20 protein-coding genes are annotated in these 25,429 nt (G+C 63.6%); 3 read left to right on the plus strand and 17 right to left on the minus strand.

Annotated features, from left to right (window positions below; translation table 11 throughout):
• Position 1: 1 nt before the first annotated feature.
• The gene (locus NKH37_RS14910; protein ID WP_352483968.1) at positions 2-1,273 is read right to left on the minus strand and encodes an O-antigen ligase family protein; all 1,272 of its coding nucleotides are present in this window, start codon (positions 1,271-1,273) and stop codon (positions 2-4) included.
• 330 nt (positions 1,274-1,603) lie between these two features.
• Here NKH37_RS14910 and NKH37_RS14915 point away from each other — a divergent pair, with 330 nt between their 5' ends.
• On the plus strand, positions 1,604-2,356 hold the full coding sequence (locus tag NKH37_RS14915; RefSeq protein WP_352483967.1) for an SDR family NAD(P)-dependent oxidoreductase: 753 nt from the start codon (positions 1,604-1,606) through the stop codon (positions 2,354-2,356).
• Positions 2,357-2,396: 40 nt separating this feature from the next.
• Here the strand turns inward: NKH37_RS14915 and NKH37_RS14920 are convergent, their stop codons facing one another.
• Positions 2,397-2,978, minus strand: a complete 582-nt coding sequence (locus tag NKH37_RS14920; RefSeq protein ID WP_023717996.1) for a DUF1349 domain-containing protein — start codon at positions 2,976-2,978, stop codon at positions 2,397-2,399.
• A gap of 46 nt (positions 2,979-3,024) precedes the next feature.
• Positions 3,025-4,461 (minus strand): aldehyde dehydrogenase family protein, encoded by a 1,437-nt coding sequence (locus NKH37_RS14925; protein ID WP_353005355.1) that lies wholly within the window; start codon positions 4,459-4,461, stop codon positions 3,025-3,027.
• 177 nt (positions 4,462-4,638) lie between these two features.
• On the opposite strand from NKH37_RS14925, the gene NKH37_RS14930 reads away from it, so the two are divergent.
• Positions 4,639-5,670, plus strand: a complete 1,032-nt coding sequence (locus NKH37_RS14930) for a hydroxyacid dehydrogenase (RefSeq protein ID WP_352483965.1) — start codon at positions 4,639-4,641, stop codon at positions 5,668-5,670.
• A 27-nt stretch (positions 5,671-5,697) separates the two neighbouring features.
• Here NKH37_RS14930 and NKH37_RS14935 read toward each other — a convergent pair whose 3' ends face one another.
• From NKH37_RS14935 to NKH37_RS14980, 10 genes are all read right to left on the minus strand, one after another.
• The gene (locus NKH37_RS14935; protein ID WP_023717999.1) at positions 5,698-6,183 is read right to left on the minus strand and encodes a hypothetical protein; all 486 of its coding nucleotides are present in this window, start codon (positions 6,181-6,183) and stop codon (positions 5,698-5,700) included.
• Positions 6,184-6,287: 104 nt separating this feature from the next.
• Entirely contained in the window at positions 6,288-9,119 is a 2,832-nt protein-coding gene (locus NKH37_RS14940; RefSeq protein WP_353041123.1) for a nitrate reductase, read from the minus strand.
• A gap of 3 nt (positions 9,120-9,122) precedes the next feature.
• The gene (nirD, locus tag NKH37_RS14945) at positions 9,123-9,452 is read right to left on the minus strand and encodes a nitrite reductase small subunit NirD (protein WP_352483963.1); all 330 of its coding nucleotides are present in this window, start codon (positions 9,450-9,452) and stop codon (positions 9,123-9,125) included.
• A gap of 66 nt (positions 9,453-9,518) precedes the next feature.
• A complete protein-coding gene (gene nirB, locus NKH37_RS14950; protein WP_023718002.1) occupies positions 9,519-11,969 on the minus strand; it encodes a nitrite reductase large subunit NirB in 2,451 nt (816 codons plus the stop codon).
• A gap of 19 nt (positions 11,970-11,988) precedes the next feature.
• The gene (locus NKH37_RS14955; protein WP_352483961.1) at positions 11,989-13,290 is read right to left on the minus strand and encodes an MFS transporter; all 1,302 of its coding nucleotides are present in this window, start codon (positions 13,288-13,290) and stop codon (positions 11,989-11,991) included.
• Positions 13,291-13,837: 547 nt separating this feature from the next.
• A complete protein-coding gene (locus NKH37_RS14960; protein ID WP_352483960.1) occupies positions 13,838-14,635 on the minus strand; it encodes an ABC transporter ATP-binding protein in 798 nt (265 codons plus the stop codon).
• Between the two features lie 11 nt (positions 14,636-14,646).
• Complete coding sequence (gene ntrB / locus NKH37_RS14965; RefSeq protein WP_352483959.1) at positions 14,647-15,543, minus strand: nitrate ABC transporter permease; 897 nt, start codon at positions 15,541-15,543, stop codon at positions 14,647-14,649.
• A gap of 74 nt (positions 15,544-15,617) precedes the next feature.
• Positions 15,618-16,934, minus strand: coding sequence for a CmpA/NrtA family ABC transporter substrate-binding protein (locus tag NKH37_RS14970; protein WP_352717849.1), 1,317 nt, complete (start codon positions 16,932-16,934; stop codon positions 15,618-15,620).
• A gap of 358 nt (positions 16,935-17,292) precedes the next feature.
• The gene (locus tag NKH37_RS14975) at positions 17,293-18,531 is read right to left on the minus strand and encodes a CmpA/NrtA family ABC transporter substrate-binding protein (protein ID WP_352483957.1); all 1,239 of its coding nucleotides are present in this window, start codon (positions 18,529-18,531) and stop codon (positions 17,293-17,295) included.
• A gap of 2 nt (positions 18,532-18,533) precedes the next feature.
• On the minus strand, positions 18,534-19,133 hold the full coding sequence (locus NKH37_RS14980; protein WP_352548924.1) for an ANTAR domain-containing response regulator: 600 nt from the start codon (positions 19,131-19,133) through the stop codon (positions 18,534-18,536).
• Positions 19,134-19,601: 468 nt separating this feature from the next.
• Here NKH37_RS14980 and NKH37_RS14985 point away from each other — a divergent pair, with 468 nt between their 5' ends.
• Complete coding sequence (locus tag NKH37_RS14985) at positions 19,602-20,537, plus strand: hypothetical protein (protein WP_353041125.1); 936 nt, start codon at positions 19,602-19,604, stop codon at positions 20,535-20,537.
• Between the two features lie 193 nt (positions 20,538-20,730).
• Here NKH37_RS14985 and NKH37_RS14990 read toward each other — a convergent pair whose 3' ends face one another.
• The 4 genes from NKH37_RS14990 to NKH37_RS15005 form a co-directional block, all read right to left on the minus strand.
• A complete protein-coding gene (locus NKH37_RS14990) occupies positions 20,731-22,230 on the minus strand; it encodes a helicase HerA domain-containing protein (protein ID WP_353005356.1) in 1,500 nt (499 codons plus the stop codon).
• A gap of 204 nt (positions 22,231-22,434) precedes the next feature.
• Positions 22,435-22,797, minus strand: coding sequence for an alpha/beta fold hydrolase (locus tag NKH37_RS14995; RefSeq protein WP_353041127.1), 363 nt, complete (start codon positions 22,795-22,797; stop codon positions 22,435-22,437).
• Positions 22,798-22,950: 153 nt separating this feature from the next.
• Entirely contained in the window at positions 22,951-23,310 is a 360-nt protein-coding gene (locus NKH37_RS15000; RefSeq protein ID WP_353005348.1) for an alpha/beta fold hydrolase, read from the minus strand.
• Between the two features lie 143 nt (positions 23,311-23,453).
• Positions 23,454-25,418, minus strand: a complete 1,965-nt coding sequence (locus NKH37_RS15005) for a PAS domain-containing hybrid sensor histidine kinase/response regulator (protein WP_353041129.1) — start codon at positions 25,416-25,418, stop codon at positions 23,454-23,456.
• Positions 25,419-25,429 lie beyond the last annotated feature (11 nt).

Genomic DNA, 25,429 nt, shown 5'->3' on the forward strand with positions numbered 1-25,429 from the left:
TCTAGCCTCGCACGGCGTCCGGTTCCTCGAGATGGTTCGCGGCGCTCCACCGGGAACGGGCGACGGACGGCACCTTCACCAGCTTGAAGTAGCTGTAATACAGCAGGAACGATCCCATGATGTAGGGATTGAGGGTCTCGACCTCGACGAAGGAGCGGATGAACAAAAGCACCATGACGCCGGCGAGAATCACAGACTCGGCTTGCCATGTCCTGAATATCAGCGCCGAGACGTGCCCCCAGAGCGTGCGCAGGATGATCAGCGACAGCAGTGTCGCTCCGACGAAGCCGAGTTCCACCAAGGTCTCGATGTAGGTGTTGTGGAAGTGGAAGCCGCTTCGGGCGGCGATGTAGAATTCATTCCACAGCCGCTCGGCCTCGGAGAAGCCCTGCACCCAATACGCCGCGTAGCCGACGCCGAGGATGGGCGATTGCTGCGCGGCATTCCAGCCCTGCTGCCAGAGGTAGGTCCGTCCGGTGAGCGTCGAATCCTTGCCAAAGAGGCCAAGGACAAAGTCCATTAACCCGAGATTCAGCGCAACCACGGTGCAGGCGACCAGCCCGCCTGCACCGATCACGAAAATCACCCGGCGATGGCGGAGCGAAAGCAGCTTGCCCATGGAAAGCAGCGCGACCAGGGCGAGAACCGCCGGGGTCGATGCCATCGACGTGGCCGAATGCGACACGACCAGCAGATAGCCCGACAGCAGGACGATCGGTACAATCAATAAAAAACCTATGCGGCCGCGCCTGAGAAAGGCCAGGTAGACAACGCAGAAATAGATGCCAAGCGATGCGACAAAGCCGATCTGGTTCTTGGAGCTGAAGGCGCCGACGAAATTATATGTCCCGTCGAGAACGTCGTAGGAATAACTCGCGACCTTGAGCGAGTAGAGCAGGACGACGAAAATCCCTATTAGGGCGCCTATGGTCAAGGTCCGGACGCTGACCGTGCGCGCGGCAATGTAGGCGCATGCGATATGGGAACAATATTGCACGGCCGTCCTTGCCGTGGTGCCGGGAGCTGCCGACCAGAACACCGAGAAGCAGACATAGGCTGCAAACGCCAGCGGAAGCCAGGCGCTGGAAGCGTGCCTTAATATTTTCCGGTAGTCGACCAGGATGAGCGGCAGCCAGACTGCATAATAGGCCAGGATCATGGCCTGGCCGAAAATGGTCGAGTAGGAGAACGCCCAGATCGAGACTGCAACGGCAAAGCTGCCATAGACCGTGTTCTTGTCCGGATCGATCAACAGAGATTTTGGAATCTTCATCTCGGTATCGGTTTTCCGCCCTTGCAGCTCAATGCCGATTTCATGGGCCGCTCATGGGTCGATTCATTGGATCGATGGGAGCCTCGCCTGCAGGCGCTCGCATTGTGCAGTGCAATATAGCGCATCCGGCGCTGCATGTCACCCGGATGACAAACTGGGCGAAGTCGTTCCTGCAGTTCTCCCATGCCGGACGAGACGATTTGGCCAGGAGGCAGTGCCGTTCAATTGCCTGGTGCTGGCCCATCACGAAGCTGTTCGGAGGCTGCAAGTCCGCGCTTGAACTTGTCCGCCGTTGACTTCACATTCGCCGCCGATTGGGAGGAAGACCACATGCCGATGAGTTTCGCGGGACGATTTGCCGGACGATCTGCTGTTATCACCGGCGGCGCCTCAGGCATCGGCCTTGCCGTCGCGCAAAGGATCACTAAGGAAGGCGGGCGTGTTTCGGTCTGGGATCGCGATGCCGCCCAGATCGAGCAGGCCAAGGCCATTGTTCCAGGCCTGCACAGCGTCACCTTAGACGTCGCCGACCCCATAGCGGTCGAAGCCGCCGCCCGAGAGACGATCGAAGCGATTGGCGCAGTCGATGTCCTTGTCACCAGCGCTGCCATCACCGGACCGAACATGACGACCTGGGAGTATTCCGTAGAGGATTGGCGCCGGGTCATCGACATCAACATCAACGGCGTCTTCTTCTGCAACAAAGCGCTGGTCCCGCATATGCTCGAACGCAATTACGGCAGGATCGTCAACATCGCCTCGATTGCCGGCAAGGAAGGTAACCCGAACGCCTCGGCCTACAGCACCTCCAAGGCCGCGGTGATCGGCATGACCAAATCGCTTGGCAAGGAACTGGCCAAGACCAGGGTAACGGTGAACTGCGTCACGCCGGCGGCCGTGCGCACCGCGATCTTCCAGCAGATGAGCCAGCAGCACATCGACTTCATGCTGTCCAAAATACCAATGGCGCGGTTCGGCGAGGTCGAGGAGGTGGCGGCGCTGATTTGCTGGATCGCGTCCGAGGAATGCTCGTTCACGACGGCGGCCGTCTTCGACGTCTCCGGCGGCCGGGCGACCTACTGAGGCCGGCCGGACGCAAACCGCCCGACCGGATCGCGGCGCCTCAGTCGTGGAGCTGCCGCGAGATCGGCGGGCCGATCGAAAAGTCGCTGAATGTGACCTCGAAGCCCTCGCGCTGCGGCGAACAGCACATCATGCCGACATCGACCGTTTTCGAGGGTGGGAAATAGGCAAGCCGCACCGGCTTCCAATGCTTGTCGGACGCGTCCAGATACTGGACACGGATCGTCTCGGCATGACGCGTCAAGCGGATCCTGACGCCGTCCGGGTCGGCCGGAATATTGGCCAGCGACCAGTCGGAGGCATCGTTGGTGACGACGACGGAAAAATACATCAGCCCGTCGGTGTATTCGATGCCGGCCTTGATCCAATGGGTCTCGCTCAGGCGGACCATAAGCCCGGCTTGGTCGTAAAGCACCTCATAGTGCCCCTTGACCGTGACTTCGGCGCTGAAATCGCCCTCGACCTCACGATAGAGGAAATGGCCATTGTCACGCCAGAAGCCGTAGAACGTCTCTCGCCAGAAGTCGGTCTCCTTGCCGGTCCGCACATGCACCGTATTGTCGCCGAACTCGTAGTGCGGCGGCGGATTGAGCCAGGTCAGGTCCGTATTTTCAGATGCCATCGATTTGCTCGCCTGCCTGGCTGGTCCCGGATGAGTGCCGCCGTGATCAGCCAGCGAAGGTATAGGCGGTCTTCACGGTGGTGTAGAACTCCGCGGCGTAACGGCCCTGCTCGCGCGGGCCATAGCTCGATCCCTTGCGCCCGCCGAAAGGCACGTGGAAGTCGACGCCCGCCGTCGGCAGGTTGACCATGACCATGCCGGCTTCCGAATTGCGCTTGAAATGCGTGGCATGCTTGAGGCTCGAGGTGCAGATGCCGGACGTCAGCCCGAACGGTGTGTCGTTGGCCACCGCCAGCGCCTCATCATAATTCTTGACGCGGATGACGTTGGCGACCGGTCCGAAAATCTCCTCACGGGAAATGCGCATGGCGTTGGTGGTTTCGGTGAACAGCGCCGGTTGCAAATAGAAGCCGCGGGTTTCGCGATCGAGCCGCTCACCGCCGAAAGCGAGATCGGCACCTTCCCGACGTCCGATGGCGATATAGTCCTCGTCCTGTTTGAGCTGGCTCTGGTCGACCACCGGCCCGATCTGGGTCTTGGCATCGAGAGCGTCGCCGATGACCAGCTTGCCCAGGCGATCTTTCATCGCCTCGACGAAGCGGTCATGGATGCCGTCCGTCACCACCAGGCGGGACGACGCCGTGCAGCGCTGGCCGGTCGAGAAGTAGGCGCCGTTGACCGCGCAGTCGACGGCGACGGCAAGGTCGGCATCATCGAGCACGACAAGCGGGTTCTTGCCGCCCATTTCGAGCTGGAACTTGCGCATGTGCTCGACGCTGGCGGCGGCCACGCGCTTGCCGGTGCCGACCGAGCCGGTGAAGGTGATGGCGTTGAGATCAGGGCTGTCGAGCATGGCCTGGCCGACCACCGAACCTTTGCCCATCACCAGGTTGAGCACGCCGTTGGGCAGTCCGGCGCGGTGCAGGATGTCGACAATTGTCCAGGCGCTCTCCGGAACGAGTTCCGCCGGCTTGAAGACGATAGTGTTGCCGTAGGCCAGCGCCGGAGCGATTTTCCAGGCCGGAATGGCGATCGGGAAATTCCACGGCGTGATGATGCCGACGACGCCGACCGCTTCGCGGGTGATCTCGACGCCGACGCCGGGCCGCACGCTTGGCACCAGCTCGGCCGACAGGCGTAGCGTCTCGCCGGCGAAGAAGTCGAATATCTGGGCAGCCCGCACAGTCTCGCCAATGCCCTCGACCAGCGTCTTGCCTTCCTCGCGCGCCAAGGCCCGGCCGATTTCATCTTTCCGCGCGGTGATCTCGTCCGACGCCTTCCTCAGCACCGCGTGGCGTGCCAGCAGGCCCGATCGGGACCATGCCGGAAATGCCGCCTTCGCCGCCGCGATGGCCTGCCGGGCGTGCTCGGCGCCTCCCGATGCATATTCGCCGACCACGTCGTCGAGATTGGACGGGTTGATATTGCGGGAGCCGGCATCGCCCACCCACTCGCCGTCGATGAGGTTCTTTCGAAACGGGATCATGTCGCTGTCTTCCTTGTCGTCCTTCGATCGCCGTCTATCTGGACCACCGACCGCCACACCGCAAGGCCGAAAGGCGGGCAAACTTCTCCTCCTCGACAGGCATGTGATAGGGGTCGGGCTGGAAAAGATGATTCCAGTATGGTGCGTCGTGGATCGCACGGGAGGAAAAGTATCATGTCCGACAACGCGTTGCCGCTGGTGATCAGCGCACCCCATCCACGCACGCTCGACCTGATCTTCACGCCGGCTGCGCTGACGAAATTTCGGTCGAAATACCGCATCGTCGAAACATCGCCCGAAGGTGTCGCGGCGCTGCCGGCCGATATCCTTGGCGAGGCGCGCTACATTGTCGGCCAGCCGCCGATCGCGCCAGAGACACTGGAAAAAATGAAGGCGCTGCGCTGCATCTTCAATGTCGAGAGCAACCTCATCAACAACATGCCATATGAGACGCTGTTTTCGCGCGGCATCCATGTCGTCACCACTGGGCTGGTCTTTGCCGAACCGGTGGCCGAGCTCGGCCTTGCCATGGCGCTCAACCTTGCCCGCGACATCGTCGATGCCGACCTCGCTTTTCGTCAAGGCAAGGAATTGTGGGGCGGCGACGGCAACCGGACGGCGCGGCTTCTTTCCGGCGCGGATGTCGGCATCATCGGCTTCGGCGATCTCGGCCGCGCGCTCAACCGGCTTTTGACGGGTTTTCGCACGCGGACAAAAGTCTTCGACCCGTGGCTGCCGCCGTCGATCCTGATCGAGAACGGCGTTGAGCCGGCCTCGCTCGATGAAGTCCTGTCGAGCAGCGATTTCGTCTTCGTCGTCACTTCGGTGACCAGCGAAAACCAGGGTTTCCTCGGCGCCGAAGCCTTTGCCAGGATGCGCGAGGGATCCGCTTTCATCCTACTCAGCCGGGCTGGCGTGGTCGATTTTCCGGCACTGATGGATGCTGTCCGCAGCGGCCACATCGTCGCCGCCAGTGATGTTTTTCCTGAGGAGCCGCTGGCCCAAGATCACCCGGTCCGCACATTGCCGGGGTTCCTGCGCTCCGCCCACCGGGCCGGCGCACTCGACATCGCTTTCAAGCGGATGGGCGACATGGTGCTGGAAGACATGGACCTGGTCGACCGCGGCCTGCCGCCGATGCGTTCGAAGCGGGCCGAGCGTGAGACCGTTTCGCGAATGCGCTCAAAGCCGGTCGACAAGAATTAAGCCGTCTGTCCCGACGGTCGCACATGCTCAGATCGTGAAGGACCAAAACAGGCAGGCCAGTGTCGCAGCGGCGAAGACGACGAAGAACAGGCTTCTCAACAGGATGTTGCGCCGCAGTTCGTTGATGAAGAGATGGCATCCGACGATGGCTGCGACAAACAGGAACCGCCAGTTCAGCAGTGCCGAGAGCACATCGTGCTGACCGAAAGCAAATCTGGCGGCGAGACATCCAACGATGACCGCGAACAACACGATGACCGTCCAGAAGATTGCATCGGCGGCATGCGTCAGGACGATGCCGGCGAGCCTGATCGGCAGAACCATCATCAGCAGTGCGCTGAGGAAGTAGACCGCCGCGAGCGGAATGAATGCCCCTGCATCGGCGACGTCACTCAAGCGCTTGGCGCCGATCGCGCCATAGGGATAGCCATGCCTGGCCACCGCCAGGCTGAGCGCCATCAGCAAAGCCGTCAGCACGGCCGCAAGCGCGAATGAGGTCAGGGCTTTGCTCATGGGGCTCCCGTTCCGAACGAATCGAAGTCAGAACGGTGGTAGCCTATGGTTTGTAAATTGCTAGTAAGCATCATGCAGCGGCGCGGCAGAGTTCCTCGGCGCATTCACTCTGCAGCTTGCAGACGCCGCCCGTCGATAATGGTCTTGATCTCGGCGCGGCAGGAGCCGCAATTGGTGCCGGCGTGAAGGGCGGCGCCGATTGCCGCGACGCTGGTGCAGCCGCCGCGCACCGCTTCCGCGATCTGGTTGGCACCGACCCCGAAACAGGCGCAGACGATGGCGCCGCGGTCGACGCTCTTGCCGCCAGGCCTGCCGGCGACGATCGCCAGCCGCGCCTGCCGATCGGCATGGTCGGCACCCAGTTGTTCGGCCGCCCAGCCGCGCGACACCGCTACCGGGGTAGGCGCAAGATAGAGCGCGCCGACCAGCCGACCGCCCGCGAAACGGGCGAAGCGATGGTGCCCGCCGGCGATGTCGTGATAGGCGAGCGCCTCGCCTTCCGGGCCGAACAGCGCGGCGGCAAACCCGGTCCAGTCGCGGCTGTCCTGCAGCGCAATTTCAAGGCGCCAGCCGGCGGGGCAGCGGGCGAGGCTCCAATAATCGGCGTCGATGGATGCGGGCCGTTCCGCAAGCACCGCGAAGCCGAAGGCCGTGGCGGCGAACCGCTCGATTCGGGCGGCAACGTTCTTTGAAGCCGGCTGGCCTGAAATCGCATCAGTCGTCGGCGCGACCAGGGCATCGACGCGCGCGCGCGCGGAAAACTGATCGGTCCAGTGCATCGGCACGAACACAGAGCCTTGGCGTTGGCGCCCTGTCACCAGCGCGCGGACCACGACCTCGCCATAAGCTGTCGAGACGCGCACAATATCGGCATCGCCGATGCCGTAGTGCTGCGCATCAGCCGGGTGAATTTCGACGAAAGGCTCGGCCATGTGCTGCGACAGGCGCGGGCTCTTGCCGGTTCGCGTCATGGTGTGCCAGTGGTCGCGCACGCGCCCGGTGTTGAGCACCAACGGGTAGTCCAGGCTGGTGCGGGTTTGGGCGGTTGGGCGGATGGCAATAAAGCGTGCCTTGCCGTCGGGTGTGTAGAAATTGCCGTTGGCAAAGAAGCGGGTGCTTTTGTCCTCCGGCTGGCGCCACGCACCCCCCTCTGGCCTGCCGGCCATCTCCCCCCCTGGGGGGGAGATTGGCAGTTTTGCCGGCACCGCCTTTTCAGCAATGGTAACGATTGGCGAAACCGGTGGCGACATCCAATCTCCCCCCTTGAGGGGGAGATGGCCGGCAGGCCAGAGGGGGGTGCCTTGGCTCGGCGCTGGCCATTGGAATGGCGCCAATTTCTCAAAGGTCCCTGAATCAATCGCGCCATACGCGCCTATATCAAAATCGCGCGCGCCGTCATTCTCGAAACCCGACAACGCCGCGTGCTCGGCGAAGATGTCGGCCGCCGACACATGCGAAAAAGCTTCGGCAAACCCCATCCGCCTGGCAACTTCAGCGATGATCCACCAATCTGGCCTTGCCTCGCCGGGCGTGGCCAAAAAAGCCCGCTGGCGCGAGATGCGGCGCTCCGAATTGGTGACGGTGCCGTCCTTCTCGCCCCATGCCGCCGCCGGCAGCCGGACCTGAGCATGGCGGACCGTGTCGGTCTCGCCCAGCACGTCCGAGACAACGACAAACGGGCACGCCTTGATCGCCGCCTCGATGGTATCGGCGTCCGGCATCGAATCGACCGGATTGGTCGCCATGATCCACAGCGCCTTGATGCGTCCGTCGGCCACCGCTTGGAACATCTCGACCGCTTTCAGGCCGGGCTTTTCGACGACGGTCGGCGCGTTCCAGAAGCGCTGCACGCGGTTGCGGTGCTCGGGGTTTTCGATCTCCATGTGGGCGGCCAGCATGTTGGCCATGCCGCCGACCTCGCGGCCGCCCATAGCATTGGGCTGGCCGGTCACCGAAAACGGCCCGGCGCCGGGCTTGCCGATGCGGCCGGTGGCGAGATGGCAGTTGATGATGGCGTTGACCTTGTCGGTGCCCGAAGACGACTGGTTTACGCCCTGGCTGTAGACGGTCACCGTCTTCGCCGTCGCGGCAAACAGGCTGTAGAAGCGGGACAGTTCGTCCTCACTGAGACCCGTGGCAGCCGCGATGCCGGCAAGGTCGAGCGCCGAGGCAGCGAAAAGGGCTTGCCCGAATCCGGTCGTGTGCGCCGTGATGTAGGTACGGTCCAGCGCGTTGTGCTGGCCGAGATAGGCAAGCAGCCCTGTGAACAAAGCGACGTCGCCATCGGGGGCGATCGCCAGATGCATGTCAGCGATATCCGATGTCATGGTGCGGCGTGGGTCGATCAGCACCACCTTCATCTCGGGCCGCTTTTCCCGGGCAGCGGCAATGCGCTGGTAGAGCACCGGATGACACCAGGCGAGATTGGAGCCGACCAGCACGATCAGGTCGGCAAGTTCCAGATCCTCGTAATTTCCCGGAACCGTGTCCGAGCCAAAGGCGCGGCGGTGGCCGGCGACCGACGAGGCCATGCACAGGCGCGAATTGGTGTCGATATTGGCCGAGCCGACAAACCCCTTCATCAGCTTGTTGGCGACGTAGTAGTCCTCGGTCAGCAACTGGCCGGAAACATAAAAGGCGACCGAATCGGGGCCGTGTTCGGCAATGGTTTGCGAGAAGGTCGAAGCGACTAGATTGAGCGCTTGGTCCCAGTCGGTACGGCGACCGTGGATTTCCGGATGAAGCAGCCTGCCGTCGAGATCGATGGTCTCGGCCAGTGCGGAGCCTTTGGAGCAGAGGCGGCCGAAATTCGCCGGGTGGTCCGGGTCGCCACGAACGGTTATTTCACCGTCCGCGGCGACCTTCGCCAGCACGCCGCAACCCACCCCGCAGTAGGGGCAGGTGGTCCTCACCTCGCGCGCTTTATCAATCTGCATGGTTCACGCCGCGCGGCTGGCCAGCGCTTCCAGCGCAATGAACAGCCGCTCGCCGTCGATCCGCACCGGAATGGTGCGCACCACGCCCTCGTCGGCGCCGAGCGCCTTGCCTGTCTCGAGCGAGATCACCCAATTGTGCAAAGGACAGGTCACCGCCGTGCCATGGACGATGCCCTGGCTGAGTGGCCCACCCTTGTGCGGGCAATGGTCGTCGATGGCGAAGACTTGATCGTCGGCCGTGCGAAAGACGGCGATCTTTCCTTCGGGTGTGGCGACGCAGCGCGCACCGCGACGCGGAATGTCCGAGAGCGTACCGATGGATACCCAATTCATGTGGCTATTCCTCTTTTGCGCGTGTTCTTGTCCGGAAACCGCATTCCACTTTTCGGGAACACGCGCCTACTCCGCCGCCTGCGCAAAGCCGACCGAAGCCATCGGCCGGAATTCATGCTTGTCCTTGCCGGAAGCACGTTCCGACCACGGGTCGACCTGGGCGAATTTCTGCGAGAAGACGAAGCGCGCGAAATAGGCCTTGCGCTTCTCGCCATCGTCCATGATCTGGCGCTTGATCTCGGCGATGCCGACGCGCTTGGCCCATTTGTAGATACGCTCGAGATAGCGGCCCTGCTCGCGATACATCTGCGTCAACGCCACGATATGCTCCAGCGCCTCGTCCTCGGTCTTGACCAGGCCGAGCACTTCGGTGCCCTTGATGTCGAGCCCGGCGGCGCCGGCGAAATGGATCTCGTAGCCGCTATCGACGCAGATCACGCCGACATCCTTGCAGGTCGCCTCGGCACAGTTTCGCGGACAGCCCGATACCGCCATCTTGACCTTGGCAGGGGTCCACGAGCCCCACATGAATTTTTCGATACGGATGCCCAAACCGGTCGAATCCTGCGTGCCGAAGCGGCACCAGTCGGAACCGACGCAGGTCTTTACGGTGCGCAGCCCCTTGGCATAGGCGTGGCCGGAGACGAAGCCAGCCTGGCCGAGATCGGCCCACACCGCCGGCAGGTCTTCCTTGCGGATGCCGAGCATGTCGATGCGCTGGCCGCCGGTGACCTTGACCATCGGGATTTCGAACTTGTCGACGACGTCGGCGATGGCGCGCAATTCGGCGGCATTGGTGACGCCGCCCCACATGCGTGGCACCACCGAATAGGTGCCGTCCTTCTGGATGTTGGCGTGGACGCGCTCGTTGATGAAGCGCGACTGGTAGTCGTCGGCGTATTCGTCGGGCCAGTCGCAGACGAGATAATAGTTTAGCGCCGGCCGGCATTTGGCGCAGCCGCAGGAGGTCTTCCATTCCAACTCCTGCATGACGGCGGGAATGGTCTTCAGGCCCTTGGCCTTGATCAGCCGGCGGACCTCGTCATGGCCAAGCGCGGTGCAACTGCACATCGGCTGGACCGCCGCGGGGTTGTATTTGTCGCCGATGGTCAGCACCATCAACTTCTCGACCAGTCCGGTGCACGAGCCGCAGGAGGCAGACGCCTTGGTGTGCGCGCGCACGTCGTCGAGCGAGGTCAGGCCCTTGGCCGTGATCGCGCCGGTGATCTTTCCCTTGCATACGCCGTTGCAACCGCAGATTTCCGCATCATCCGGCAAGGCTGCAACGGCCGCCATAGGGTCCAGGGGGGCGCCTCCCTGGTAGGACTGGCCGAAGATGAGCGTATCGCGCATCTCGGATATATCGGTCTGCTTCTTCTTGAGGTCGTTGAACCAGGCGCCGTCGGCCGTCTCGCCGTAGAGCACTGTGCCGATGATGCGGTCGTCCTTGAGCACCAGGCGCTTGTAGACGCCGGCCGCCGCATCGCGCAGCACGATCTCCTGGCGGTCATCGCCCTCGGCGAAGTCGCCGAGCGAGAACAGCTCGATGCCGGTGACCTTGAGCTTGGTCGGCGTGTCCATATGGACGAAAGCCGCCGCCTCGTTGCCGGCCAGATGGCTGGCGGCGACGCGCGCCATCTCGTAGAGCGGCGCGACCAGTCCGTAGACCTGGCCGTTGACCTCGGCGCATTCGCCGATTGCGTAGATATCGGGATCGTTGCTGCGCATGCCGGCGTCGACGACGATGCCGCGATTGACCGCAATGCCGGCTTCTTTTGCCAGGACCGCGTTCGGCCTGATGCCCACCGCCATGACGACGAGCGTTGCGGGAATGACAGTGCCGTCGGCAAGTTCCACCCGCTCGACCTTGCCGTTGCCGGTGATCGCCTGGGTGTTGGCCTTGGTGATGACCTTGATGCCGCGCTGCTCGACGGCGCGCTGCAGGAGATATCCGGCGGCCGGATCGAGCTGACGCTCCATCAGCGTCGGCATGACATGCAGCACGGTGACGTCCATGCCTTGCGCATTCAAGCCCGCTGCTGCCTCGAGCCCGAGCAGGCCGCCGCCAATGACCACAGCCTTGGCCCGCGACTGGGCGGCAAGCATCATGGCCCGGACGTCGTCCAGATCGCGATACGTGAGCACGCCCGGCAGGTCATGGCCCGGCACCGGAATGATAAACGGCACCGAGCCGGTGGCGATGACGAGTTTGTCATAGGGCTCGGTCACGCCATGATCGGAGGTGACGGTCTTTGCCTGCCGGTCGATGGCGACGATCTTGTGGCCCTTGTAGAGGGTGATGCCGTGCTTGATGTACCAGCCGTCGCCATGGATGATGATCTCTTCATAGGCCTTTTCGCCCGACAGAACCGGCGACAGCATGATGCGGTCGTAGTTCACGCGCGGCTCGGCGTTGAAGATGGTGACCTGGTAGCGCCCAGGCGCCTTTTCCAGGAGGTGCTCCAGCATGCGCCCGGGGGCCATGCCGTTGCCAATGATAACGAGTTTCTCGGTCATGTCCTGATCCACTCCGGTCTCACTCAGCCGCGTAGGAAAGGCCTGAAGCTTCGTCAGACGCCGTGCGCTCCATCCGCCGGATGGAAAAATGCATCCAGGCAAAGCAGGTGGCGACGATGACGAAGAGCAGCATGAAGCAGCTCGACCAGACGCCGGTGAGGTCGTTGAGCGCGCCGAAGACGATTGGCAGGATAAAGCCGCCGAGCCCGCCAATCATGCCGACAACGCCGCCGACCGCGCCGACACTCTGCGGATAGTAAGCCGGGATGTGCTTGTAGACGGCAGCCTTGCCAAGGCTCATGAAGAAGCCGAGCACACAGGCAACGGCTATGAAGGCGAGCGGGCCGACCTCGAAATGGAAGGCGATCGGCCCGCTGACACCGCGCACGACGTAGTCTGCCGAGGGGAGAGACAGAACGAGAGTCGCGGCGGCACTGACAGCGAAGGTCCAGTAGAGCACGGTGCGGGCGCCGATCCGGTCGGAAAGCACGCCGCCATAGGCGCGGAAAATACTTGCCGGAATTGAATAGGCCGCGCCGATCATACCGGCGGTCGCAAGCCCGAAGCCGTAGACGCCGATCAGGTAGCGGGGCAGCCATAGCGAGAGCGCCACGAATGCACCGAAGGCGAAGAAATAATAGAAGGCGAAGCGCCAGACCTGCAGGTTCTTGAGCGGCGCGAATTCCTGCCAGAAGCTTCTCGAGGGCGCGGCCTTGCCGGCGCGGCGCTCGCGGATGACCGGATCGTCGCCGGTCGTGAACCAGAAGACGGCGGCCATGACGACGAGTGCTGCCGCCCAGATCAGCGCGACCGACTGCCAGCCCCAGGAGAGAAGCACGAACGGTGCCAGGAACTTGGTGACCGCGGCGCCGACATTGCCGACACCGAAAATGCCAAGCGCCGTGCCCTGCTTGCCGGCCGGGAAGAAGCGCGAGACATAGGCGACACCAACGGCGAAGGAACCGCCAGCGAGCCCGACGCCCAGCGCAGCGACCAGCATCTGCCCGTAGGTGTGCGCAAAAGCGAGCAGAAAGGTCGCGACCGCCGCCGCAAGCATGGTCGCGGTGTATACCAGCCGTCCGCCAAAACGGTCGGTCCAGACACCGAGCACCATACGCACGAGCGAGCCGGTGAGGATCGGCGTGCCGACGAGCAGGCCGAACTCCGTCTCGTTCAGCCCCAGCTCCTGCTTTATGCGCACGCCGATGATTGAAAAGATCGTCCACACCGCGAAGCAGACGGTGAAGGCGATGGTGGACATGACAAGCGCCTGCCGGGGAGCACTGTCCTGGCTGGGCGCGGCTGGGAGATTTGCGGTCATTTTCTGGCTCCGGTTAGCGGCGTGGGAAGCACCGCCCTTGTGCTGTTCGTTCGCGACTGTCAGCGGCGCGGCATCGCCCGCAGCGCGCTGACGGCGAGAAAATCGCGGCGCGTGAAGTCCGCGAGGGACGCGCCAGTTCCGATCCGTTTCGTCATCGTCGTCTCCGGTTGGGCGCCGCTTGGGACCAGCGCCGTCGATTGCGTCAAAACAAAAAAGCCGCCGGCCAGGTCTTCGCGTCCGGAGTTCCGGGAGCGCGTGTGGACCTGAGCGGCAGCTTTGCCTGTGGCGCCCGCCATTGGACGCCGTGTCACTTGGCCCTTGCGGACCTACATGTTGAAAAGCAGGAAGCGTGCCAATTCGACAGCGCTCTGAATTATCGAATGAAACCAATGTGAACCGCAGCCGCGCGACTTTTGACCAAGCTCGGCAGCGGATCAAAGATTAGTCAGAATGCCTTGCACAGCAGCATAATATTTGTGCAATGCGGTAGATTGCCCATTGCCGATGCAGATTGCCAATGATGATGACGAGTTTTCCGGTTATTGCCTTACTCCGCGGCTTCGACGAAGCGGTGGCGTTCGTAGAGGAATTTCAGCACCGCCTCGCGGCAGCGCAGGAAGGTGCGGTCAGAGGAAAGCTCGATCCGCCGACGCGGCCGGGCCAGCGGCACGGGAAGCACCTCGCCGATGGTGGCCGCCGGGCCGTTGGTCATCATGACGATGCGGTCGGACAACAGCACCGCCTCGTCGACATCGTGGGTGATCATGATCGTCGTCGAGCCGAGCCTCGAATGGATATCCATCACCGCGTCCTGAAGATGGGCGCGCGTCAGCGCGTCGAGCGCGCCGAAGGGCTCGTCGAGCAGCAGGATCTTCGGCTCCATGGCCAGCGCCCGGGCGATGCCGACGCGCTGCTTCATGCCGCCCGATATCTCGGCCGGACGTTTATCCTTGGCATGCGCCATCTGCACGAGATCGAGATTGCGCATGATCCAGTCATGCCGTTCGGCCCGGCTCCTGCTCCGGCCAAAGACCTTTGATACTGCCAAATTGATGTTTTCGTAGACGGTCAGCCATGGCAGCAGGCTGTGGTTCTGGAACACCACGGCGCGTTCCGGGCCGGGACTATCGACCTCCTTGTCCTCGAGCAGAACGGCGCCGGCCGAGACCTTGGTCAGGCCGGCGATCAGGTTGAGCAAGGTCGACTTGCCGCAGCCTGAATGGCCGATGATCGAGACGAATTCACCTTTGTCGATGGTCAGCCGGATGTCCTTCAGCACGTCGCTGACCTGGCTGCCGCGGGCGAAGGATTTGTCGATGTGGTCGAGTTTCAGATAGGCCGTCATCGTCCCTCTCCTCACTTTGCCGTTGTGCCGCGGGTGACGAAGACGCCGACCGCCGCGACCAGGCGGTCGAGGCAGAAGCCGGTGACGCCGATATAGGCGAGCGCGACGATGATGTCGGGCAGCCGCGATGAGTTCCACGCGTCCCAGATGAAGAAGCCGATGCCGACGCCGCCGGTCAGCATTTCGGCGGCGACGATGGCGAGCCAGGACAGACCGATGCCGATGCGCAGGCCGGTGAAAATGTAAGGTGCAGCTGCCGGCACCATGATCTTCACGAAGAATTCGAACTGGTTGAGCCTGAGGATGCGGGAGACGTTGCGGTAGTCCTCAGGGATGTTGCGGACGCCGACCGCGGTGTTGATGATGATGGGCCAGATCGAGGTGATGAAGATGACGAAGATCGCCGACGGGCTGGAATCGCGGAACGCCGCCAGCGACAGCGGCAGCCAGGCGAGCGGCGGCACCGTGCGCAGGATCTGGAACACCGGATCGAGGCCGCGCATCGCCCAGATCGACTGACCGACAAGCGCGCCGAGCGCAACGCCGACGATCGCCGCAAGGCCGAAGCCGACGGCGACGCGCTGCAGCGAGATCAGCACCCGCCAGGCGAGCCCGATATCCTGCGGGCCGTTGTCGAAGAACGGATGGGCGATCAGGTCATAGGCCTCGTTCCACACCTGGCTTGGCGGTGGCAGGCTGGCTGTGGGCGACGAACAGGCGACCTGCCAGACGACGAGCATGATGGTGATGACAATGACCGGCGGCACCAGCGTGCTGGCCAGCTTGCCGGCGATCGCGGCCGGGTCGAAGCGGCGCCGCGCCCTGGCGGTGAAAGCGATGACCTCGGCGGGCTTGGCCGGCGCGGGGAACGGCTTCACCTTGCTGTCCTCGATGGCTTGGATAGACATTTCTCGAAAACTCCTTGGCAGCACATGCACAACGGGCGGCGTTGCCAACGCACTGTCGCGCATCTATGTCGGGCTCAGGCCGACGCCTTGATCTTCAGGCTGTCGAGATAGGCCGACGGATTCTCCGGATCGAAGATCTTGCCGTCGAAGAAGGTTTCGGTGCCGCGCGACGAAGACGCCGGAATATCGGCCGCGGCGACACCAAGATCCTTGGCCGCCTCGCGCCACAGATCCTCACGGTTGACCTGGCCGACCAGTGCTTTGATGTCGGTGGTCGGCGCGAACTTGCCCCAGCGGATGTTCTCGGCGAGGAACCAGCTGTCGTGGCTCTTGAAGGGATAGGACACGCCGCCCTGCCAGAACTTCATGTAGAGATCGGTGCCGTTGGCGACGCGGCCATTGCCGTAGTTGATGTCGCCCTTGAGGCGGCCGATGATGTCGGCGGTCGGCACGTTCATCCACTGCCGCTTGCCGATGATGGCGGCCATCTCGTCCTTGTTTTCTTTTGCCTCGCACCATTGCTGGGCCTCCATGACGGCCATCAGGATCGCCTTGGTGGCGTTCGGATATTTGTCGATGAAGGCGGCGCGCAGGCCGAGCGCCTTTTCCGGATGGCCCTTCCACAGTTCGCCGGTGGTGGCGGCGGTGAAGCCGACGCCCTGATGGACGAGCTGCTCGTTCCATGGCTCGCCGACGCAGAACACGTCCATGTTGCCGACCTTCATGTTGGCGACCATCTGCGGCGGCGGCACGACGATGGTCGAGACATCCTTGTCGGGATCGATGCCGCCGGCAGCCAGCCAGTAGCGCAGCCAGAGGTCGTGCGTTCCGCCCGGGAAGGTCATGGCGGCCTTGACCTCCTTGCCCGCGGCCTTCTTGGCGGCGAAGGCTTCCTTCAGCTTTGAGGCATCGAGGCCGACGCCGGTGGCGGCATATTCCTGGGCGACGGAAATGCCCTGGCAGTCGTAGTTGAGCCGGGCCACGATCGCCATCGGCAGCGGCTGTTTGTTCTGCGTCACCTTGCCGGTGTGCATCAAATAGGGCATCGGCGTCAGGATATGGGCACCGTCAATGCCGTTGGCTTCGCCGCCGAGCACCAGATTGTCGCGCGTTGCGCCCCACGAGGCCTGCTTGAGCACCTCGACATCGGGCATGCCGAATTTCTCGAACAGGCCTTTTTCCTTGGCAATCATCAGCGGTGCCGCATCGGTCAGCGCAATGAAGCCGAGCTTGGCGCCGGTGACTTCCGGCGCGGCGGGTGCCGCATAGGCCCCGGAGGGCAGCAGCGCACGCGCCGCCGCCAGCGTTGCCGCGGTGGCCGCGCTGATCCTCAGGAAATCGCGGCGGCTGATCGCCGGTTGGGCGGAATGGCTATTGGTGCGTTTCGTCATCGTCATCTCCGGTTGGGCGCGGCTTGGGATCGGCGCCGTCGATTGCGTGTTCGACCAAAACAAAAAGCCGCCAGCCAGGCCGCGCGCGTCCGTCATCCGGGATCGCGTGTTGACCTGAGCGGCAGCTTTGCCTGTAGCGCCCGCCATTGGACGCGTATTCCGTGACCCCGAGAAGAGTCTGCCTATTGCGATGCAGGAACCGTGCCAGTTTTCGGAATGGATGGCAAACATCAATGAGATCAATGACATACCACAATCGTCGGCGCGCCGGCCCGCTGGGCGCGCAAGCTAAGGATTGTTCATTAGCGCAGTTGCACGCACATTTTTTGTGCAGTGCACAAGAATGGCGCGGAAATGATCAGGCTTCGGCGCGCGCCAATTTCTGGCCGGCAATGTAGGCGTCGATCTCGTCGGGATCGAAGATCTGGCCATCGAAGAACCCGTCGGGACCGAGCACCAGGCTTGCCCCCGCCGAACCAACTGGAGTCGCGGCCTTCAGCGCGCCCTCGACCTTGGCATTAGCACCGGGAAGCGCCACGCCAAGCGGCTTCAACGCCGAGCGGTAGAGATCGGGGCGGTAGCAGTCGCGGGCAACAGCGAGGTTTTCCGGCGTGTGCGCGACATGCCCCCAGCGCACCATCTGCGTGTAGAACCACAGCGCATGGCTCTTCCACGGGAAGTTTGCCGCCTTGTCGAAGGGCAGAAAGAAGTCGCCGACGCTCAGTTCGGCGCCGCCGCCGAGCGCAAGATGACCGCTGAGGATTGGCATCTGCAGCGCTGGCGCCAGGCCGAGGAGGGCCGGCTGCGCCATCAGGGCCGTGAGTTCGCCGCGGTTTGCCGGATCCTGGCACCAGCGCGCCGCATGATGCAGCGCGCGCAGCAGGGCCGAAAGCGCGTCCGGCTGTTTTTCCGCCCATGCCTTGCGCACGCCGATGACTTTCTCCGGGCTGGTCTTCCAGATGGCCGCCTTGACCGTGGCGATATGGCCGGTGCCGGCGACGACAGAGGCGCTGTTCCAGGGTTCGCCGACGCAGTAGCCGTCGATCCTGCCGGCGGCGAGCGCGTCCGCCATGAAGGGGGGCGGCACGATGACGATTTCGATCTCATGCGACGGGTCGATGCCGCAGGCGGCGAGCCAGTAGCGCAGTTCGTAATTGTGCCCGGAGTGCGGATGGACGACGGCGAAGCGAAGCGGATCGCCGCCGGCATTCGCCCGTTTGCGGATCAGCGCCCCCAACGCCCTGCCGGCCCGCGCCGGATCGAGGTCGGGTCGGGCGCCGTGCGCGGCCATGCCCGCCCAGACCGCGTTCGAAACCGTGACGCAATTCCCGCCAAGGCCGAGCGAGAACGGCACGACCGTGTCGGAGGCGAGCGGCGTCAGCCCCAGATTGCAGGCGATCGGCATCGGCCCCAGCATATGCGCGAGATCGAAATGGCCGATGGCGATGCGGTCACGGATGTTGGCCCAGGATGTTTCCCGGTTGAGCGTCAGATCGATGCCTTCGCGCAGCGCGAAGCCGATTTCCTTTGCCGCAACGAGGACAGCGCTGTCGAAGAGCGGCATGAAGCCAGCATTGATCCGGTGCTCGGCCGCCATCGTCAACTCTCCTCGGGATCCAGAAGGCCTGCCGCCGTCACCAGGCTCTGGGCGATTTCGCCGATCTTGCGGTTCTGGTTCATGGCGGTCTTGCGCAGCAGCGTATAGGCCGCGTCCTCCGACAAGCCGCGCGACTTCATCAATATGCCCTTGGCGCGATCGATCACCTTGCGGCTTTCCAATTCGCTGCGGGCCTCCTCCAGTTCGCGCGCCATGCGCGAAAACGCGTTAAAGCGGCTGATCGCCATGTCGAGGATCGGCTTGACCCGCTCCTGGCGCAGGCCGTCGACGACATAGGCCGACACCCCGGCTTCCACCGCGGCTTCGATCGAAGCCTGGTCCGAGCGGTCGACGAACATGGCGATCGGCCGCTTCACCACGCGCGAAAGCTGGAACATGTTTTCGAGCATGTCGCGGTTTGGATTTTCGAGATCGATGACGATCACGTCGGGTTCGATCTCGGCGATCCGCCGCGCTATGCCGGTGACGTCATGGATGACCGTGACCTGCTGATGCCCGGCCTCCCGCAGTCCTGCTTCGATTATCGAAGCGCGGATGTGGTTTTCATCGATCACCAGGACAGTGAGGGATTTGCGGATCATGCCGCATTTTGCGCAGGCGAGGCGATTGTGCAATGCGGTATGGCGAGATTCACGGAAACAAAGCCGGCGTCCAGGCGCCGCCTGAGGCATTAGATGCAACGGCCGCAGCGACCAACTTGATGCCGCGGGCGCCGGCACCAGCCTTCACCTTGAGCCGCACCGGCTTTGACCGCCTTCTCTATGCCGTCGGCGACAACGAGGCGGATCGCCAGGGAAGCGAGGCAAGCGAGGCAAGCGAGGGAAGGCAGCGTCAAGTTCGAGCCAGAGATTAAGAAGAACGGAGCCATCGCCGCATAGGCGTCTGCCTCCGTGGGTATGGACGGATTCACTCATGCGCAATATGGATGGGGAGGCCTGCCGTGGCGTTCACATTTTCGCCGCGTCGCTAAGGCAGGTGACGATCGTTCAATGACGCTACGCAGGGCGGGTTGCCGCCCGCAGAAGTGTCGATATCAGGGGATCTGGTCGATGACCGACAACAAGCCAGACGTTACCAAGGATTGGCAAGCGACGCAGGGCCAGAAATCCTCCGCCACGCGTCTTCGCCTTTTCGCCGCACTCTCGTGGATCGTCGCCATTGGCGGCGAGATCTACGGGGTTATTCTGCTTCGCCAGAACAAGTTCGACCAGGGACACCTGCCGCTGATCATCGGCCTTCTGGTCGGCATCGCGATTTTTGCAATCGCCGGCAACTTGCTGTGGAAGGCGGCCAACAGGCACGATCCGGCCCGTGCATCCGACGCGGCCAGGTTCTTCTTCCAAAACCAGCTCGGCGCAATCATCACGCTGATTGCCTTCCTTCCGCTGGTTTTCCTGATCCTCACCGACAAAAACATGGATCCGCAAACCAAGAAGGTTGCCGGCGGCCTCGGCGCTGCGCTGGCCGTGCTCGCGACGGTCATGGGGATCAGTTTCAAACCCCCGTCGGTCGAACAGTACACCCAGGATATGAACGCATGCGCAGCCCAGATCAAGTCGGGGCAGCCCACCACCGCCTGTTCGCCCGATGTCGCCGCTCAGGCGCAGGCGATCGCGACGGACACCGCCGCGGTGGCGGCGGCGACGCGGGACGCGAGCCACCCCGCCGGTCAGGATGTCGTCTACTGGATCGCGCCCGAAAACGGAGCCGCGAAGTCCACCGAGCCGCATGTTTTCCACCTGTGCGCAGGCGTGAGTCCGCTGAAGGACAAGACCGTGAATAGTGGTTCCGTGACGGAGGCCTACGCACAGAACGCCGTCCGCATCACGAAGCAGATCGATATGGAACAGAAGCAGTGCGGGTTCACCCCCCACAACCAGCACCAACTGAACCCGCCTGCGCTCGATCCCGTCCAGCCGTTGGTCTTGTCGAGAGGGATGGCGCGCAAGCGCAGGCTCAGTATTGACCCGCCGAAGCAACGCTAAATACCGGGATCGCCCGGCTGGCCATTATTGTCCAGCTGCAAACTTATCCGCGGCGGGCAATGACTGGGCGTCCTTACGCACGGCAGCTTCCGGCCTGAGCGCTTCGAATGGAGAATGACGTTAATGCGGCGCAAAGCAGACTTCACCCCGGCCTGATCCAGCGGCGCTTTCTCAGTGCGCCTGCCCCGCCGCTTCACCCCGCCAAGCTCCCCTGCTCCGCCTCCTCGGCATTCGGATCGCCCGGCGCCGTCGCCCAGGCCAGTTCCACGAGCGTCACCGTCCGCCGTCCGCCCCCGTCAAGCTGACACACGATCAGCCTCTGCTCCTCGATATAGGTCAGCAGGCGCCGTGCGCGGCGTAGCGAGTGCGAGCCGTAGGCGCGGGCGATCGCGGCGTCGCTTGGGCAGGGCCAGCCCTCCTTCGCGGCGCGGGCGATCATCATGAACACGCCTTGCATGTCCTCGGGCAGCAGCGAGGCGCGCGCCGAGACGTCCTGCCAGGCGTCGTTGCCTGCCATGTCGGAGCCGAGCCCGGCGCGGGCGCGGGTCAGCATGCGGCGAAACTCCGGCAGGTCCGGCACGACCGCGGCGAGGCCCTCGATGCGGCAGCGGACCACGAACTCCTGATAGAGCACGCCGATGACGCGGAAGCCGGCATCGGGTTGCGCCAGCACGGCGCGCAGCACCCGGTCGACGCGCTCGCGCCGCTCCGCCAGATCCTCGGCGCTGATCGGCGGCTCCACCGGTTCGGGGCGGATTTCCAGCGCCGCCGATTTCGCCGCCATCAGCTGATCGAGCAGGTCCGGCGAGGAGCGGCGCTGCGGCCGGACGGTTTCCGGCGGCGGGGCCGCCAGGATGATCGCGCGGGCATCCTCCAGCGCCGATTCCGGCAGCGGCATCAGGCGCGGGGTCGCGTTGCGCGGACTCGTATCGGTCGGGCCGATGCGCAGACCGAGCGGACGGCGCGACAGCGCCGGGCCGAGCGCCATGAACTGCCCGCGCTCGAGGTCGCGAAAAGCCTCCGCCTGGCGCCGCTCCATGCCGAGAAGATCGGCGGCGCGCGCCATGTCGATGTCCAGAAAAGTCCGGCCCATGAGGAAATTGGAAGCCTCGGCGGCGACGTTCTTGGCGAGCTTGGCCAGCCGCTGGGTGGCGATGATGCCGGCCAGCCCGCGCTTGCGGCCACGGCACATCAAATTGGTCATGGCGCCGAGCGAGAGTTTGCGCGCCTCGTCGGAAACCTCGCCGGCAACCGCCGGCGCGAACAGCTGCGCCTCGTCTACCACCACCAGCATCGGATACCAGTGGTCGCGGGCGACCTCGAACAGCCCGCCGAGAAAGGCGGCGGCGCGCCGCATCTGGTTCTCGGCGTCGAGCCCTTCGAGATTGAGCACCGTGGAGACGCGGTGGATGCGCGCCCGCTCGCCGGCGCTCTGCAGGCCGCGCTCGGTATGCTCCTCGGCATCGATCACCAGATGGCCGAAACGGTCGCCAAGCGTGACGAAGTCGCCTTCGGGATCGATGATGGTCTGCTGTACCCAGGGCGCACTCTGCTCCAAGAGCCGGCGCAGCAGATGGGATTTGCCGGAACCCGAATTGCCCTGCACCAGAAGCCGCGTCGCCAGCAGTTCCTCAAGATCCAGCGCCGCCGGGGCGCCCGCGCTCGTCTGGCCCATCTCGATCGCAACGGTCATGTCCGACTCTCCTTGGGGAGAGGGCTTATCAACCGCATCACAGCCCGTCGAGCGCGCCATGGCCGGCGCTCCGTGTTGCGCACAGGCTGGATGCTGCTAGGGTCAAAGATACGAAACGTACCGTTTCGATTCGAGACTGCCGCTAAGGGGTGGATTCCTGTCCTTGGCATCGGCAACCCGGATCAAACCGATCGCCCAAAGCCTTCATTGACGCGATGGAGATCGAGCGGCCGAAGCCGGTTTTTTGCGGACATTTGCCCGCTCCTCCAGGTCTCGCCAGAAGCCAAGCACTGTCGCCACGATCGCTTCCGGCGCGTCCTCCTGCATAAGATGCTTCGCGTTCGGCACGACATGGAAGGAAGCACTCGAAATGCGGCGCGCGAGCTCGCGACCGTCATCGATGGGAATCCACTGGTCGTCCTCGGCCCACAGGATGGCAACGGGGCAACGAATCTCGCCGTAGCGCCACTCGACCTCTTGCGAGTATTTGTCATCCATCTGAGCGATCTGGCGCCAGAAAGCTTTTTGACCTTCGGCTCCCAGCCACGGCGCGAGGTAGAGCGCCATCTCTTCCTCGCGCAGCGCATTCGCTACGGCGGCGCCGATGTAGGCGCAGGATTGCTTCATGAATGTAGTGCGGAAGGCCGGAAAAGACCGCCTCGTGTTTCTTGGCGGCCTGAACAAGTGGTGAGCCTTGCGGGCTGATTGCGACCGGATCGATCAGCACCAGCGACCGATAGTCGAGCCCATTGAGCAAATGACCGCGTAACGCTGTTGAGCCGCCGAAATCATGCGCGACGACATCGGGGGCACGCAGGCCCCAATGATCGCGAAAAGCTCGTTCTGAATGCCACGAGACACGTCGCTATCGGGTTTATCAGATCGACCATAGCCGAGCATGTCAAAGCAATAGATTCGCCTCTGTTGGCCGAGCAAAGGCGCAATTCTACGCCATGCCGACGATGAGAAAGGCGTGCCATGCAGCAATACCGCGGGTGAGCCCTCACCCATCGCGCCCCAGGCGATCGAGTTCCCTTGAAAGGTGAAGCGTTCAGGAAGAGGCCAGTCCGCTGTCGCCATCAGTCTCTCCTCCGATCCTAGCGCAGCCAGAGACCTACCCAACGGCAACCCATGGATCAGGTTCCAATGGTCCGCCTTTCACCGGCTGGCCTGCTTGGCCCTCGGCGATCCGGCGCGCGCAGCCGCTGCAAGAATGCTCTCCATCAGGTCCTTTTCGTGCCGAGCAGCGGCACGTCGGGGGGCCGGTCGGCGATCGCGTCGGCGTCGGCATATCCGGTTATCATCACCGCCGGCCAATCGGACCGCAGATTGCGGGCGAACCGGATGACCTCGAGCCCCGAGACGAGCGGCATGGCAAAATCGGTGACGATGACATCGAAATCGTACGGCGCCCGCTCGATCATCGCCAGCGCTTCCGCACCGCCCCCGGCGCAGGTAACCGCAAAGCCATGTTGGCGAAGCGATTGCGCCGTCAGTTCCCGCAGTACATTGCTGTCGTCAATCAGCAGGACCGACGGATAGTCCTCGCCGGCATTCACGACGGTGTTGTCGGCATCGGACTTGTCGGCGATTTCCACCGGGCGCTCGATTGAACGCGGCAGCCAGAGCTGGACGGATGTTCCACTGCCGACGGTGCTCTCAATGCGGAGCGTGCCGCCCGATTGCTTGACGAAGCCATGCACCGTGCTCAGACCGAGGCCAGTGCCCTTGCCGACCGGTTTTGTGGTGAAGAACGGTTCGACGACCTTGGCGAGAATGTCGGCCGGTATGCCCGACCCCGTATCCTTGACGGTGACCACGACATAGTCGCCCGCCGAAATATCCTCGGCTGCACTGCCTAGCGTTCGATTTTGCGCCTCCACGATTATCGTGCCGCCGGACGGCATGGCATCGCGCGCGTTGAAGACCAGGTTCATCAGCGCGAGCTCCAGCTGGCTGGCGTCGACATGCGCCAGCCACACAGTGTCGTCGACAAGCCAATCGAAACGGATCAGGCCTCCCAGGACCGGGGCCACCAACCCGTTCATGGTGTCGCCGAGCGCGGCGAGGCGCACGGCTTGCGGCCTTAGTGTCTGGCGGCGCGAGAAGGCAAGCATGCGGTTGACGAGCTCGGCGCCTTGTTTTGCCGACCGGCGTGTCAGTTCCAGAACCTGCCTGGCCTGTCCGTCGAACTCGGCGTGGCGCTCGAGCAATCCCAATCCGCTGAGAATGGCGGCAAGCAGATTGTTGAAATCATGCGCCAGGCCGCCGGTAAGCTTGCCGATCGCGTCGAGGCGCTGCGATTGCAGCAGCTGGTTCTCAAGCTCGCGCCGCTCGGTAATGTCCAGCAATGTGCCGAGGATCTCGGGCTTTGGGCCGTCGGAGCCGTTCGACAGGACGCCCTGGTCGAGAAAAATCCGGTAATTGCCGTCGGCGCATTGCCAGCGGAATTCGCAGGTGTAGGAGCCGGTGGCCTTGGCCGCGAGCAGGGCTTGCCTCACTCTCGGCAGATCGTCGGGATGAACGCGGCTCAGGCCGAAGCCCGGATCGGAGGTCAGCCGTTCGGCAGGAAAGCCGGTCAGGCGTTCGACCCCTTCGGTGACAAAGCTGGCGCCGAACGGCGGCTCCGCCGCCCGCGCATGAAAGCAGACCGGAAGAGAGCTCAAAATTGCATGCTGCCGCTCTTGGGCGCTGCGCAGCGCCCGCTCGGCCTCGAGCTTCTCCTTCTGCGCCTGCAGTGCCTGGGCCAGCAGCCCTTGCTCGGCAGCCGCCTTTTGCTGGATTTCGAGCGTCTTCTCATGAAGTTCGACGAACACGGCGACCTTGGAACGCAGCATGGCAGGGTCGAAGGGCTTGAACACGTAATCCACCGCGCCTGCGTCATAGCCACGCAGCATGTGGGCGTCTTCCTTGTTGATAGCGGTGAGAAAGATTATCGGCGTTCGCCTGGATTGCTCGCGCTGGCGGATCAATCCCGCCGTCTCGTAGCCATCCAGCCGGGGCATCAGCACATCCAGCAGGATGACGGCGAAATCCTCCTTCAGCAGAGCGCGCAGCGCCTCTTCGCCCGACTGCACGCAGACGACATCGCCGATAGGGGCCAGAACCTCGCCGATCGCCAGCAGATTGCGCTCGTCGTCATCCACGGCCAGGATGCGCGCCTTTGCCGGCCCTACGGCCGGGGCCACAACCTCCGGCT

It is taken from the genome of Mesorhizobium sp. M1217 (assembly GCF_040318275.1).
In the GTDB taxonomy this organism is placed as follows: Bacteria; Pseudomonadota; Alphaproteobacteria; order Rhizobiales; family Rhizobiaceae; genus Mesorhizobium.